Origin of the sequence: Ktedonobacter robiniae, assembly GCF_016587375.1 — a bacterium.
In the GTDB taxonomy this organism is placed as follows: Bacteria; Chloroflexota; Ktedonobacteria; order Ktedonobacterales; family Ktedonobacteraceae; genus Ktedonobacter; species Ktedonobacter robiniae.
The window spans coordinates 16,280-29,709 of record NZ_BNJG01000008.1 but is presented as its reverse complement, the minus strand read 5'-3'; the positions used below and the strand labels follow the sequence as shown (position 1 = coordinate 29,709).

Here is a 13,430-nt window from a genome sequence, read left to right as displayed (position 1 = left end):
CAACATCATGGGAAGGATACTATGCCCAAACCGCCGCAACACACGCTCATCTGGTCAAACGACCCCCAACGCTATGAACTCCAAACCCAGGGACAATCTGTTCAATGGTTTCACTCAGGAGATGACTCCGCGTTCTCTCGCTGGTTGGAAATACACACCGCCTTTGCTTTTGTGGGGCAGGCTGGACGGCTCTCAGTCCTAAAAGAAGCCCGGCCCCGTGGAAGCAGCTACTGGTACGCCTATCACAAGCAGGGTCAGCGCACCCGCAAACGCTATCTCGGACGCACGGATCAGGTCACGTTCGCTCGCTTAGAGCAGGAGGCACAGGCCCTGACCAGAGAACCTGTGTCTGCCTCTGCTGCGCCCAGGCCAGATGCGCCATCATCTGAGTTGAAGGGCCTGCTCCTCTCCAGCAAGCTCTCGGTCCCCCGTCCACCGAGCTTTCTGGTAGAGCGTGCTCGCTTGTTGACTGAACTGGATCTCATCAGCGCCATCCGTTGACACTCATCTCAGCCTCTGCCGGGAGTGGCAAGACCACCCTGCTCTCGGCATGGGCAGCGTCAAAGAGGGGACAGGAACGCGGCGGGAGGACACAAGCAAGCGAGCAGGTGTTGGCCTGGCTCTCTCTTGAGGAACTGGACGATGACCCGATCCGCTTCTGGGATCTGGTCATTGCAGCCCTGCGCAGATGCCGTCCCGCTTTGGGAGAGACGGCACTCACCCTGCTGCACTCACCCCAATCTCTTCCGCTCTCGATCTGTCTTGCGGCCTTGCTTCAGGAAGTGGAACAGAACGCGCAAGACCTCATCCTGCTTCTAGATGACTACCATGTGATCTCTGACCAGACCATCATTGATTCCATGCTCTTTCTGATCGAGCATCTGCCCACGAGCCTGCACCTGGTCTTGATCAGCCGCACCGACCCTGATCTTCCGCTCTCGCGCTTACGCGTGCGTGGACAACTCCTGGAGATTCGCGACCAGGATTTGCGCTTTAGCAAGCCTGAGGCCGCCAGCTTTCTGCGTGATGCCATGAGCCTGCCTCTCTCGGAAGACAACGTGAGCACCCTCTCCCAGCGAACGGAGGGCTGGATCGCCGGGCTGCATCTGGCCGCGCTCTCCCTGCGCAAACGGCCAGATCACGCTGCTTTTGTGAAAGACTTTGCGGGTACCCATCGGCATTTGCTGGATTATGTGCAGCAGGACATTCTCGCGCCGCTGCCTGAGTCTCTCCAAAACTTTTTGCTGCAGACAGCGATTTTACCTCGCATGAATGCGGCTCTCTGCCAGGCCGTTACCGAAGCTCCAGGTGAGTCTGAGAGCCAGCAGAGATTGCAGGCATTGGAGCAGGCCAATCTCTTTCTTGTCCCGCTCGACGAGCAGCGCCGGTGGTACCGCTATCATGATCTCTTTCGAGAGGCCCTGCTCGCTCGTCTCCACTCCAGCCATCCCCAGCTGGTGCCGCTCTTGCACCTGCGAGCCGCCAGATTCTATGAGGCTCGAAGTGAGTGGCGCGAGGCTATTACCCACGCGTTGGCTGCCTCTGACCACGTCTATGCCGCCTCCTTGATGGAGCTGGCAGCGGGATCGTTCTGGTCTCGTGGAGAAACAAAAACGCTGCATAGCTGGGTCTTCTCGCTGCCAGACGCTGTTCTGTGTGAACACTTGTACCTGGCTCTTGGTGCCGCATTTCGCTTCTTCGACGCGGTGAATTTGAGTAGCCAGGAGATCTATGTTGGCATGGTTACCCAGGTAGAGCACACCTTCACACGCCTCGAAGCGCTCCTTCCTACTCCCCATACACGGCTGCGGCAGGAACAACCACACCGCGAGATCTCCAAAGCCGAGGGGTATGGATCGAGCAGCGTCTGTTCCAATTGCGAGCCTTGATCGAGCTCAGAGGAATCCTCAGGCAGAACGATGCCGGGCGCTTGCGGGATCTGATTTGTGAACTTGATGCGCTTCCTCCAGATGAGGATACCCATTGCAATATCATCCCGCTCTACCTCACCTTCTGGCTGACCACCATGTACCAGGAATACGGGGTTCCCCTGCTTCCCCGGCTCAGCGCGGCGAAGCAGCAGTTGTTGGAGGAAAGAGATCTCTTGATGGCGACCCGCATCTTAAGCTGGTCAGCTCAAATCCGCTCGACCTACGCCATCCAATTACATCAGGCCCAGCAGGAATGTCTGGAAGCCCTCGCCCTGGCTGAACAGATTGGTGCGCATACTCCCTGGGAAGGCTATCTGTATTATTGCCTGTTCGTGATCTCCTACGCCTGGAATCGGCTGGAAGAGGCCCCTGACTGGCTCCAGCGTTTGCGACGTCTTGCGCAAAACTGGCAACACATGCAACTCCTGGCCGTTACCGAGATTTTTCAGCCCAGCTTGGGCTGGCAAGAGGAGATCTGGCAGCAGCAGAAGAGGCTCTGCACCAGCTAAAAGCCCTGCTTGAGCAAGGTGGGCTGGCCTATCATGCTCCCTGGGTCACGGTTCTGCATGTCAAATTGTGGCTGGCTCAGGGGAAGCTGGCGGAGGCAGCAGCATGGGCGGCGCAAACTACCTTCTCCCCCGATGCCTGGAATCCCTTACGCCGCTGGGAGCTGCTAATGCTGGTGTGGGTACTCGTGGCCCAACAGCACTACGAGCAGGCGGGCGAGATGCTCTCACGCTTCAGCCGCCACCTTGATCGAGAAGGTTCTGTTGACACGGTAATCGAGTTTCTCGCCTTGCACCTGCTGGCCCTGCATCACGCGGGCAAGGGAGCGCAAACAATGTGCGTCGCGGCACGCCTGTTTGCGCTCACAGAACCAGAAGGCCATCTGCGCGTCTATCTCGATGAAGGGAGACCGATGCGCCAGGCCCTGGCAGCGTTGCTGGACGCACAGCCGGAGGATGATGAACCCGATGGTGCGGCTGTGGCCGTTTCTCGACCCTACGTCTTGCGCCTGCTGGCTGCCTTTGAGCAAGAGGAAAAGCCAGAGAGCATGCCTCATGCTCCCTTGATCCAAAAATCTCAAGCTGTGCCTGTTCCAGAACGCGCTGCATCTGCCTCACCACAGATCATCGAGCCGCTGACTGGGCGTGAGCAGGAGGTTTTGAGCCTGCTGGCAGAGGGTGCCTCCAACCAGCAGATCGCCAACGAGCTCGTGATCCAGCTTTCCACTGTCAAGAAACATGTCAGCAGTCTGCTCGCTAAACTGGGAGCAGAGAGCCGCACCCAGGCGATTGCCCAGGCACGTACCGCCTCTCTCCTCTAAACAGCTTCCGCCACCACCTGGGAACCTCTGGAGAAGTCCCAGGTGGTGGCGGCATTCACTGAGATTTTCCTCCCCAACGGAGAACCCCAACACACCGCTCTTTCCCCTCGCAATATTCTCCTTGCGGTAGACTTTTGACGACTGTCTCCAGGCTGCCTATGCGCTATCCGTGTGTGTGTGGAGAGAACCACAAAGGGAGAAGCGGCTGATGCACTATCACATTCGGATCAAAGGATACCTTGATCCTTTCTGGCAGGACTGGTTATATGGACTCACGATGGTCCATGAGCCAGCTGGAACCACGAGGCTCGCCGGCCCCTTGCCTGATCAGGCGGCCCTCTTTGGGGTGCTGCTCAAGATCCACCGTTTGGGTTTGATCTTGCTCTCCCTTGAGACATATGAGGCCGCCGAAGCGCAAGAACAGCGAAGGCGGGATGCAGACGATCCCGATGCAGCTTCATCGAAACAGACAGAACTGAAAACACCTAAAGGAGAACTATTCATCATGCAAGCACGAATGAGCAATCCAGCAACCATCCTTCCTGACGTTCTGCAGCCCATCCAGGTCTTGCTCAAGACCACCAGACAGGGCGGAGTACCTCAGAAGACACTTGAGTTGGTCCATTTGCGCGTGAGCCAGATCAATGGCTGTAGCTATTGTGTTGACTTTGGCGCACGTAGTGCCAAGAAGGCCGGAGAAACAGACGAGCGACTCTTCGCTGTCGCGGCTTGGAGGGAGACGCCCTACTTCACCGATGCTGAGCGCGCCGCCCTCGCGCTCGCCGAAGCCGCCACCCGCCTCGCCGACCGGCCTGACCCGGTCTCAGACGAGATTTGGGAGGAGGCCGCCCGCCATTACGATGAGAAAGGGCTGGCAGCGATCATTCTCATGATCGCTACCACCAACCTCTTCAATCGCCTGAATGCCACAACCAGGCAGATGGCGGGCCAGGGTTGGTAAGGTGATGGGAAGCAGATCAGTCGGCGTACATCCTCGCAACACCTGGGTGTACGTCGGCTGACCAGCCGAATATGCTGACACATAGAGATCATGCAAGAAAGGGAGAAGACCATGAACAAATTTCTTTTGCTCTATAGAGGGCCAGCCACATCGCCAGATGCATCACACAACGGGTGGCCACAATGGTTTACCGGGTTGGGGGAACATCTGCTTGACGTGGGATCGCCAATGAAACAGGGGCACACTCTGCATGGGGATGGTTCGGCAGATGAGAGTGCGACTCCCCTCAATGGCTATGCCATCATTCAAGCGGAAGAGAGGGCAGAGGCATTTCGCCTGGTGCAGAGCCACCCCTATCTCTCTCTTGGTGATGAATACACGGTAGAGATTTTTGCCTTAGGGTAATGCTCTCCCCCGGTCACATCCTCTGGCCAGATTACGTCAGAAGAGTGAGGACGAAAACGCAGCAAATGGAAGCAGAGAAGGTTCAGTTTCATCGAAGCATGCACAGGCTGGCTTCCAACAAAAGAAAACGCTTCGTACAGGCTCTCATAAAACCGCTCCGCGTGTTGATGCCTTCAACTGGTTTCAGTCCCAGGATCAGACTCGCGTCCATGTGTGAAATTCTGTACATAACATTCCAGAGACAACCACACACTCTCATATCAGGAGGAGAAAAACAACGTGGAACAGACAGTATCAATGAACGTTTCTCTCAGATCAGCAAAAGGAAAAGCGATAGCGTATTGGACGGTCACTGCGGCTCTTGTGTTTGTGATGCTCGCAGGCGCTACGGGAGAGTTGACACAGCAGTTTGGAACGGTGGAAACGCACACGGTCCTTGGATACCCACTCTTCCTTTTGAATATCATCGGGACATGGAAGATTCTTGGGGTTATAGCTATCGTCGTGCCGCGCTTTCCTCGGCTCAAGGAATGGGCATATGCTGGCATGTTCTTCAACATGACTGGCGCGTTTCTCTCCCACGCCATTGTTGGCGATAGCAAATTCCACCTCATCTATACCGGTTCAGTGCTTCTGCTCGTGGTCGCCTCCTGGGCGCTTCGACCACAAAGCCGCACCCTTGGGAAGCTAACCGATAGTTTCGGCAGTATCCTGAAACGTGCATAAACAGGCAGGTGGCGGGTCAGCATGTGCTGCCTGATCCTCAACCTCTCTCATGCCAAAGCGCTCGGACATTTCTTGCCTCTGCCTCATAGGCCGTATTGGAGAAGCATGTCTCTTGAAAGGACATTCAATGATGATGGAAAATCAAAAACCGACCTTGTATGAGTGGATAGGAGGATTACCAGTCCTTTTAAACCCACGCGCGAAGTTTACAACGTTTAAGGCGTGAACTGACTTGAAATCAGGAAGTACAATGCAGAGCTAATGAGATTGAATATCACCGATAGGTGACATTATCGGCACGGTACATCGCTAAAATTGCCTCTACACTGCTGATAAGAGGCAGGTTTTGAGGATAATCGATAGGAAAAGACAGTGCCGATAAGATGCGATTTCCCACGAGCGCTTGTAAATTTCTCCGGCGGGCCTAATACCCCACCTGGAGTAATCCTCTGGATGATCTCTCATATGGCTCGCAGACTTCAGGGAGCCGGTCACATTTCTGCACGCTGTTTCGTCAGAGAAGTGAAGGACGAAAATGCGACGGTACGCTAGCGAAAACGCGCTGGCTCCAGTCCAATAAGAAGAACACAGAACACGTTCTGTTACGATACGTGAAAGGCAGATGATAACCATGGCAAACGAGAAAATTTCGATGTTGACGATAGCGGTCACCGAGATGGCAAAGGCCAAAGCATTCTATGCGGAGCAGTTAGGCTTCCGTGTGACCAAAGACTTCGGACAGCGCGATCAGCACTGGGTCTCTCTTGAACTTCCCGGAGGAGGTGCCTCGCTCAATCTGACCACCATGCATGAAAACATGCAGCCTGGGACGATGAAGCTCTATCTTGCGACTTCGGATCTTGAAGCGGCGTACAACGAGCTCAAAGCAAAGGGGGCCAAGGTCAACGAAGTGAAGGATGATCTGTATGGCCCAGGCTCTGGCGTCAAGTGGTTTGAGATCAGTGATCCCGATGGCAATCGCTGGCTGGTGGTTCAGGCTTAGTTGCCCTGTCTCGGCTGGCGGCCCTCACGCCGCTGCCGACCACTTCCACTGCCTCACCGATGCTCACCAAACAGGTTGGTGAGCATCGGTGAGGGAACGCAAGACGGATAGCTCGGTGCGAACCCAGACCATGAGCGGCGTCGTACTGAACGGTCTGTCGGCAGATCTTGAGAGAGGTTCTTCAAGAGATTTTCGGCCTTCTCTCGTTACGGAAAGGAAAAGACGTGGTATGGAAAAGAGCTATCGCGTCACGGCATACGTTCGTTTCAGTAATACCATGAATGCGTTTCTGGTGCGCCTAGGTCTACAAATGGGCAGCACATCGCTGCTGAGCGTTCGCGGGCGTAAAAGCGGCAAATTGATCGAGACACCCCTCTCCCTTTTTGTCCAAGATCACCAGCGGTATCTCATTGCTCCGTACGGGATCGTCAATTGGGTACGCAATCTTCGCGCGGCGGGCGGAGAAGCGACCCTGACGCGGGGACGACAGACAGAAAGCATTCGAGCAGTCGAATTGGAACCAGCCGCAGCTGCGCGGGTGTTTCGAGAAGCCGTGCGCATGGGTCCTGATGGTATTCCTCCGCTGTTTGTCAGCATGTATCGTCATTTCGTCCTCAGCAAGTACTTGAGCATCGCTGTCGATGCGCCCCTGGAGGATTTTGAGCGCGAGGCTGTGAATCACCCGGTTTTTCTCGTCACAACTGCTTACAACTCACCCTTGGAAGAAGGCTCTCATGCGCGGCAAGCGATGCAGGCGAATGAGAGAAGTTTGTGAATGAATGGATAAAAAGGGAGCCTGTTCGTGCTCGATTCCCTCAAATTAACTATCGAACGTCACCCATTGCGTTCCAGTGCCTTTCTGCGATTATGGTTGGGGTTAAGCATCTCCTATGTTGGAGATCAATTTACCACCATTGCCTTGCTCTGGTTCGTCTTACAACTCACCGGGTCTGGGGTAGCCATCAGCCTGATCCTGCTGTGTTTTCAACTCCCGGGCATGGTCACAGGACCACTCCTGGGAGCGGTCTTGGATCGCTGGCAACCTCGCCTGGTGATGGGATTTGACAACTGCGCGCGTGCTCTGCTGATCGGAGCCATTCCGGCGCTCGCATGGTCAGGAATGTTGCAACTCTGGCAGATCGCTCTCCTGGCATTCTTGGCGGGTACGCTCTCCCCCGCTACCGGCGTGGGCATGCGTGTTCTTTTGCCGCATCTCGTTCAGGAGGATGCACTTGAGCGGGCGAATGCCCTGACCTCAACAAGCTCGCAGTTTGCGTTTCTGGTTGGACCGGTGCTGGCAGGTATCCTGGTCACACACATTGGAGGGGCATATGCGCTTTTGGTGGACGCAGTGAGTTTCCTGCTCATGGGACTCCTCGTTTTTTCTCTCCCTTCCATCTCGCGTGCTGAGCACCATGCAGCGCCCGCGACGAAAACGAACTGGTTGGGTGGCTTTGCTCTCCTCACGCGTTTCAAGGAGTTGCGTTTGCTCACGAGCTTATCAGTGGTGTTCTTCTTCTCGTATGGCCCTCTGGAAGCAGCGTTGCCTCTCTATAGTGATCGGATTCTCCATGCAGGGGCCCAGGGATATGGCCTGCTCTGGACAGGTTTCGGGGTGGGGGCACTGGTCGGAGCGCTTTGCACTGGTTTGGTTGCTGCGCGAGCCCGACCAGGAATCACGCAACCGTTGATCGCCATCCTGTGGGGAGGCTTCCTTTGCCCACTGATGCTGTTTCATTCGCTATCCCTCGCGCTGCTGTGTCTGGCCCTAGGCGCGTGTTCCTGGGCACCGTATCTCCCGATCGAAGCTTCACTGTTGCAGCGGCTGGTCGAGCCCTCCATGCGAGGGCAGGTGTTTGGGATCCGTCTTGCCTTAACGACTGCCGCGGCTCCACTTGGCACATTGGTGGGCGGACTTCTTCTCCAATACCTCGCGCCCAACGTGGTCATTGGCCTTTCTGGTCTCGCCTGCGTCTTAGCCGGATTGGGAGGATTGGTTTCTCCCACGATGCGCGGTCTGGATGGGAAAACGAAAAGCGTGACCAGATGTGCACAAGAGCGGAGTGTTCAGCGATCTCGCGAGGAAGAGACGGCATCCCGTCGCTGATAAATCAGCACACAATTCCATACGGAGGCCAGTATGACCCATCCTTTCATCGTATGTAACAACCCCCTCATTCATCTGGTAAAGCAGTACTCAGATGAAGCGAAAGCTACAGCCAAAAAGGCAGTGTCTGAGTACTGTAGGGCCAGAAATCAAGATCTGCCCAAAGCTGGGGAGGGACTCAAACTCTTTACTGCCGAGTATGAACGCACCACGCCGTTTTGTACCGTGCAAGAACAAGCCTTTGCTCTTCTCAATCGGCAACGCTTAACGCGTGTTGCCGAGTATATGGTCAACGAGGCGAGCTGCGATGAAATCGCCTTTGAATGGGAGCATATTGACTCCATGGCCTAGCGCTTCAAGCAACATCTCCGTCCCCTCTTGCGCGCCATCGATCTCTCTGCCACCCGAGTCAACGCGCCCATCCAGGAGCCATCCACTTTCTCAAGACCGCCTTTCAAGAAGACCGCTCACTCCGCCAAATCGCGTCGGTGGATTTTCCCACCGATTTCTTTCCCGCCCGAGATAAACGGTACCTCTACCAGCGGAATGAAACCGGTCAGAAACGCATCATCCCCGACCGCTATGAATTTCTGGTCTATCGTCTGGTGCGCCATCGACTTGAAGCAGGCGATCTCTTTTGCCGCGACAGTGTCCAACGAGCACCGAGCCAAACCAACCATCCGATCTTTGAGATGTTGCCTCAGGTGAACATCAGTAGTGTGCTCCACTTTGTAAATCACCACTGTCACTTCATGACGTGCTTCGAGCATGTTCTGGGACGGTACAGCAAACAGGTTGCCGATGAGCGCATTCTAAGCGCCTGTCTCATTGCCTGGGCAACCAACATGGGTCTTGGTCGCATGGGTAAAATTTCGGATATCACCTTCGCCACACTGGCAAGCACCTCGGAAAACTTTCTGCGCCCCGAAACCCTGAAAGCGGCCAATGATTGCATCAGTAATGCCATCGCTGCTCTGACGATTTTTCGGTACTATGATATTGCCAACATGGTCCACTCCAGTAGCGATGGGCAAAAATTTGAAACAGCTCTTCCCATTCTCGAAAAAACAAGACATGCCAGGCTTTGTGGGAATACGACAATATTATTAGCAGCCTCTATTTGCTCGATTTTGTAGACTCGCCACTTCTGCGCAAGAACGTCCAGACTGCGCTCAATCGGGACGAAAGCTACCATCAACTTCGCCGTGCTGTTTTCTACGCCAATTTTGGTAAATTGCGCTTTAAGTTAGAAGATGACCAACATCTCTGGCATGAGTGTAGCCGATTGGTCACCGACTGCATCATCTACTACAATATGACCATCTTGTCGCAGTTGTGGGCACGCCAAGAGGCCACCCAGGACATGGCGCACATCTCCCCGGTGGACTGGCAACATATTAATTTCTATGGTTGGTATGAGTTTACAAAAGCGTCAGAGTCCATCAATATAGAGGAAATCGTCGAAGCCTTAGCACATTACCCCATCATCTCGATGTGGATGAAGGAGATGCCGGGTTGAAGCCGAGTACACCGTTTCGGGGAGTTATGCCCCCCCTAGTTCACATAATTGCATTGCGCCAATCCCAGATACATCACGTTTTGCTCACGCTTGTCTTCATTTAGCCCTTGCTTTTCGTGAAAATTTTGAGTAAGCTCTTTTGCTATAGCAACTTCACCAAATGAATATATTTTTAAAAGAAAGCAAAGGGGCATAACAGAATGAATGAGGAGCTTACTTCTCCCGTTGTACACCAGGAGGCACAACAGCCTGAGCAAGATAAGCTGTTACTGCAACGTCAGCGCCTCTTGCAAGAAGAAGCGCAAAGCGTGCTGAAGGAACTGAACTTGATCGAATTACTCAGTGCAGAGGGCGTCGTCAGGCAAACGGGCAGCACGGTTCTAGGATTGATGGTCTGGCGCGACATCGACCTGCAAGTTTCTAGTCCGAGATTGAGCATTGAGCGTGCATTCGAGATCATGCATCCACTGTTGACACATCCACACGTCAAGCAAGTGCGCTACTTGCATCAAAGCGATCACTTCAAGCTCGCTGACTTAGATGAGCGTTATTTTTTTATGGTGTACTATGAGCGCCCTGGACAGGCTGAATGGAAGCTTGATATCTCCTTCTGGCTTGGCGAAGGAATTCGCCCAGAACCGCTTCATGACGCTATTGAGCAACAACTGACGCCAGAAACCCGGCTCACCATTCTTCGGATCAAGGATGTGTGGTATCAACTCCCCACCTACCGGGTCGAGGTAGCCAGCACAGATATCTATGACGCTGTCTTACAGCATGGGGTACGCACCCTCAACGAATTTGATCAGTACCTCGTCGAACGCGGAAAACCCGCGCGTCCCAAAGGCCTCTAGTTTTTCCCTGGCAGGATCTCCCAAACAAGTGCCCACCTGTCTTCCAGGTGGGCACTTGTTTGGGAGATCCTGCCAATTTCCCGCCCCCGGATACAATCAGTTACGCAAACAACACTTCGATTGTCTGCTCATTAGCGGTGGCGGCGAGGTTGATGCTGACTCGGCGCTGTTCGTGGTCGTAATACCAGGCAATAGGCTGATCGCCTAGATTGATCTCTGCTGGCGCGGTGGGGACTTCGCGCAGTTCGAGATGCAGGCGCTGGCGCGTGGGGGCAAAGGTTCCTTCCTGTTCTCCCAGGGTGACACGAATTTGCTTTCCATCACATTCACAGTGGATGGTGCGCCGGGAATATTCGCCTTCGATATAGGCATATCCATCACCTGTATCTTCATAGAGCATGGCGTCGCCGTTGCCAGGTGCGGGATAGAGGATGAGGGTCAGAGGGTCGGATGGGGCCTGACCGACGTAGTTCATGGCGGGCCAGAGCGGGATGGCGGTGTTGGCCCGGACATAGAGGGCGGGTTGCCCAAGGGGGGCGTGCGCGAGGATATGCGTTGGACCCTCGAAGCGCTCGCCGGTCCAGTAGTGGGACCAGGTGCCTTCGGGGAGATAAACATGGCGATACTCGGCGCCGGGACGCGTGATGGGCGCGACGAGGAGGGCATCGCCGCAGAGGAACTGATCGCTTGCGCCATAGGCATCCTTGTCCTCGGGATAGCACCAGAAGAGGGGGCGCAGCAAGGGCGTGCCTGTGCGATGGCACTCCTCGAAGAGGGTGTAGAGATAGGGCAGCAGGCGCTGGCGTAACTTGAGGAGACCACGAATAGTAGAGGTGTAGGGTTCGCCGAAGACCCAGGGCTCCTGGTGGCGCGTCTGCTTCTCCGAGTGGTTGCGGCAGAATGGCTGGAAGAGGCCGAACTCCGTCCAGCGTGCCAGCAGTTCCCCGCTCGTGTCGCCATAGAAGCCACCGACATCGGCTCCGGCCCAGCCCACGCCTGAGAGGCCCAGGTTCAGCAACTGCGTCAGACTCATTGCCAGGTGTTCCCAGGTCGAGGAGTTATCGCCTGTCCAGATCAGGGCGTGGCGCTGCACTCCCGCGTAGCCGGAGCGCGAAATAACAAAGGGTCGTTGCTGGGGTCGCAGGCGTAAGAGTCCTTCGCGCGCGGCCTGCACCATCAAGGAGCCATAGGCGTTATGCACCTGTGTGTGTAGCCGCGCCTTCCCGCCGCCTGGGTGAATCACATCTGACGGCATAGTTGAGTTGAGGGGAATAAAGAGCGCAGGCTCGTTCATGTCGGACCAGATACCCGTGATACCAGCGTCGAGCAGGCCCTGGTGGAGGTCGCCCCACCACGCACGCGCCTGCGGATTAGTAAAATCGGGGAAGACACAGACGCCCGGCCAGACGGCATTCTGGTAGTCGTCTCCCTGGGGGGTCTTACAGTAGAGATCACGCTCGCGGCCCTCGGTATAGACCTCGTAGTTCTCATCGACTTTGACGCCCGCATCGACAATGCAGACGACATGGAAGCCCATCTCACGCAACTCAGAGAGCAGGCCCTCGGGATCGGGGAAGCGCGTATTATCCCAGGTGAAGACACGGTAGCCATCGAGGCAATCAATGTCGAGGTAGAGAGTATCGCAGGGAATATCGCGCTCACGGAAGGCGCGCGCCAGGGAGCGTACCTCCTCGGCGGTCTCATAGCTAAAGCGGCTCTGCCCATTGCCCAGGGACCAGAGCGGGGGAAGTGGCGTGCGGCCTGTAAGCTCGGTATAACGCTCCAGAACGGCCTGCGGTGTGGGTCCACAGAAGACATAGTAGACCAGGTCGCCGTTCTCCGTGCCAAACCACGAGCGCTGAGAATCCTCATGCGCCAGGTCAAACTCGACGCGTGCCGGGCTATCCAGGAATAGTCCCCAGGTCTGTCCATCGGCCATCACCATGGTAAAAGGAATCGAGACATACAGGTTATTTTGCAGGGCGGTATGACCACGTGGTGGATCAATATTCCAGAAGAGCTGGTGGGTCCCTGTTTTCTCCAATTCGCCTGTGCGCTCGCCACAGCCAAAGTAGCGCGCTCCCGGCTGATGCTGCTTATAGACGCGCGTGGGTGTGCCAAGGATGGCGAGCGGATTGACCATGTCGAGAGATGGCGCCTGCTCGGGGGGCAGCCAGCCCATGCCAAGCTCTGGATCATCGATCGCGAAGGTGCGACCAGCCTGGTCGGTAAAGCCGATGCGCAGAGGATCTAGCGAGAGATGCGCGGTCGCAACAGAAGTAGCGATAGTTACTTCGCCCTCTCCCTCCCTGATCGTCACAGGACCAGGTTCCCAATCCCAAAATACCACAGCCTCGGAGCCATAGCTCGCGGGGCGACCATGCGGGAAGAAGCCCACGCGAAACAGGTCTGAAGCTAGCGCAGTAACTTCGACTGTTGCTGAGCCAGCGCGCAAGCACACCTTCGAGGTGGTGGTTTCGAGCATGGACGCGGTCCCCAGGACATGATAGCCCAGGGGGGAGAGAGAGATGAGATGAGCGCTTGTGGTGGCTGGCGTTGCCATCTCCATAAAAGTGTTTTCCTTTCAAAGCACGTTG

13 protein-coding genes and 1 pseudogene are annotated in these 13,430 nt (G+C 55.6%); 13 read left to right on the top strand and 1 reads right to left on the bottom strand.

From position 1 onward, the window contains the following. Positions 1-21 precede the first annotated feature (21 nt). The 13 genes and pseudogenes from JMJ04_RS47860 to JMJ04_RS45595 all read left to right on the top strand — a co-directional run bounded on the left by JMJ04_RS47860 (position 22) and on the right by JMJ04_RS45595 (position 10,833). A complete protein-coding gene (locus JMJ04_RS47860) occupies positions 22-501 on the top strand; it encodes a DUF6788 family protein (protein ID WP_236039194.1) in 480 nt (159 codons plus the stop codon). Continuing rightward, positions 498-1,889, top strand: a complete 1,392-nt coding sequence (locus tag JMJ04_RS47855; protein WP_236039193.1) for a winged helix-turn-helix domain-containing protein — start codon at positions 498-500, stop codon at positions 1,887-1,889. The genes JMJ04_RS47860 and JMJ04_RS47855 overlap by 4 nt, the downstream gene beginning before the upstream one ends. After that, complete coding sequence (locus JMJ04_RS47850) at positions 1,877-2,440, top strand: hypothetical protein (protein WP_236039192.1); 564 nt, start codon at positions 1,877-1,879, stop codon at positions 2,438-2,440. Before JMJ04_RS47855 ends, JMJ04_RS47850 begins: the two co-directional genes overlap by 13 nt. Further along, positions 2,338-3,258 carry a helix-turn-helix transcriptional regulator gene (locus tag JMJ04_RS48500; RefSeq protein ID WP_307811831.1) on the top strand — a complete coding sequence of 307 codons (921 nt, stop codon included), beginning with the start codon at positions 2,338-2,340 and terminating at the stop codon, positions 3,256-3,258. The genes JMJ04_RS47850 and JMJ04_RS48500 overlap by 103 nt, the downstream gene beginning before the upstream one ends. 505 nt (positions 3,259-3,763) lie before the next feature. Continuing rightward, complete coding sequence (locus JMJ04_RS49425) at positions 3,764-4,219, top strand: carboxymuconolactone decarboxylase family protein (RefSeq protein ID WP_201377034.1); 456 nt, start codon at positions 3,764-3,766, stop codon at positions 4,217-4,219. A gap of 111 nt (positions 4,220-4,330) precedes the next feature. Next, the gene (locus JMJ04_RS45635; protein WP_201376988.1) at positions 4,331-4,624 is read left to right on the top strand and encodes a hypothetical protein; all 294 of its coding nucleotides are present in this window, start codon (positions 4,331-4,333) and stop codon (positions 4,622-4,624) included. A gap of 279 nt (positions 4,625-4,903) precedes the next feature. Beyond that, positions 4,904-5,350 (top strand): DoxX family protein, encoded by a 447-nt coding sequence (locus JMJ04_RS45630; RefSeq protein ID WP_236039191.1) that lies wholly within the window; start codon positions 4,904-4,906, stop codon positions 5,348-5,350. Between the two features lie 631 nt (positions 5,351-5,981). Beyond that, positions 5,982-6,353, top strand: a complete 372-nt coding sequence (locus JMJ04_RS45625) for a VOC family protein (RefSeq protein ID WP_236039190.1) — start codon at positions 5,982-5,984, stop codon at positions 6,351-6,353. A gap of 229 nt (positions 6,354-6,582) precedes the next feature. Next, entirely contained in the window at positions 6,583-7,128 is a 546-nt protein-coding gene (locus JMJ04_RS45620) for a nitroreductase/quinone reductase family protein (RefSeq protein WP_201376987.1), read from the top strand. A 27-nt stretch (positions 7,129-7,155) separates the two neighbouring features. Further along, entirely contained in the window at positions 7,156-8,460 is a 1,305-nt protein-coding gene (locus JMJ04_RS45615; protein ID WP_201376986.1) for an MFS transporter, read from the top strand. Positions 8,461-8,493: 33 nt separating this feature from the next. After that, the gene (locus JMJ04_RS45610; protein WP_201376985.1) at positions 8,494-8,811 is read left to right on the top strand and encodes a hypothetical protein; all 318 of its coding nucleotides are present in this window, start codon (positions 8,494-8,496) and stop codon (positions 8,809-8,811) included. Between the two features lie 305 nt (positions 8,812-9,116). Next, positions 9,117-9,979 (top strand): annotated as a pseudogene (locus tag JMJ04_RS49555) (Tn3 family transposase); the annotation flags it as partial. A gap of 200 nt (positions 9,980-10,179) precedes the next feature. After that, positions 10,180-10,833, top strand: coding sequence for a hypothetical protein (locus tag JMJ04_RS45595; RefSeq protein WP_201376982.1), 654 nt, complete (start codon positions 10,180-10,182; stop codon positions 10,831-10,833). A gap of 100 nt (positions 10,834-10,933) precedes the next feature. Here JMJ04_RS45595 and JMJ04_RS45590 read toward each other — a convergent pair whose 3' ends face one another. Then, positions 10,934-13,402: a glycoside hydrolase family 31 protein gene (locus JMJ04_RS45590; RefSeq protein ID WP_201376981.1), complete on the bottom strand. Its 2,469-nt coding sequence runs from the start codon at positions 13,400-13,402 to the stop codon at positions 10,934-10,936. Between the last annotated feature and the right edge of the window lie 28 nt (positions 13,403-13,430).

Bases quoted from the DNA above. Each gene is read 5' to 3' on its own strand.
- JMJ04_RS47860 (WP_236039194.1), top strand. From the start codon at position 22: ATGCCCAAACCGCCGCAACACACGCTCATCTGGTCAAACGACCCCCAA.
- JMJ04_RS49425 (WP_201377034.1), top strand. From the start codon at position 3,764: ATGCAAGCACGAATGAGCAATCCAGCAACCATCCTTCCTGACGTTCTG.
- JMJ04_RS45635 (WP_201376988.1), top strand. From the start codon at position 4,331: ATGAACAAATTTCTTTTGCTCTATAGAGGGCCAGCCACATCGCCAGAT.
- JMJ04_RS45625 (WP_236039190.1), top strand. From the start codon at position 5,982: ATGGCAAACGAGAAAATTTCGATGTTGACGATAGCGGTCACCGAGATG.
- JMJ04_RS45620 (WP_201376987.1), top strand. From the start codon at position 6,583: ATGGAAAAGAGCTATCGCGTCACGGCATACGTTCGTTTCAGTAATACC.
- JMJ04_RS45610 (WP_201376985.1), top strand. From the start codon at position 8,494: ATGACCCATCCTTTCATCGTATGTAACAACCCCCTCATTCATCTGGTA.
- JMJ04_RS45595 (WP_201376982.1), top strand. From the start codon at position 10,180: ATGAATGAGGAGCTTACTTCTCCCGTTGTACACCAGGAGGCACAACAG.
- JMJ04_RS45590 (WP_201376981.1), bottom strand. From the start codon at position 13,402: ATGGAGATGGCAACGCCAGCCACCACAAGCGCTCATCTCATCTCTCTC.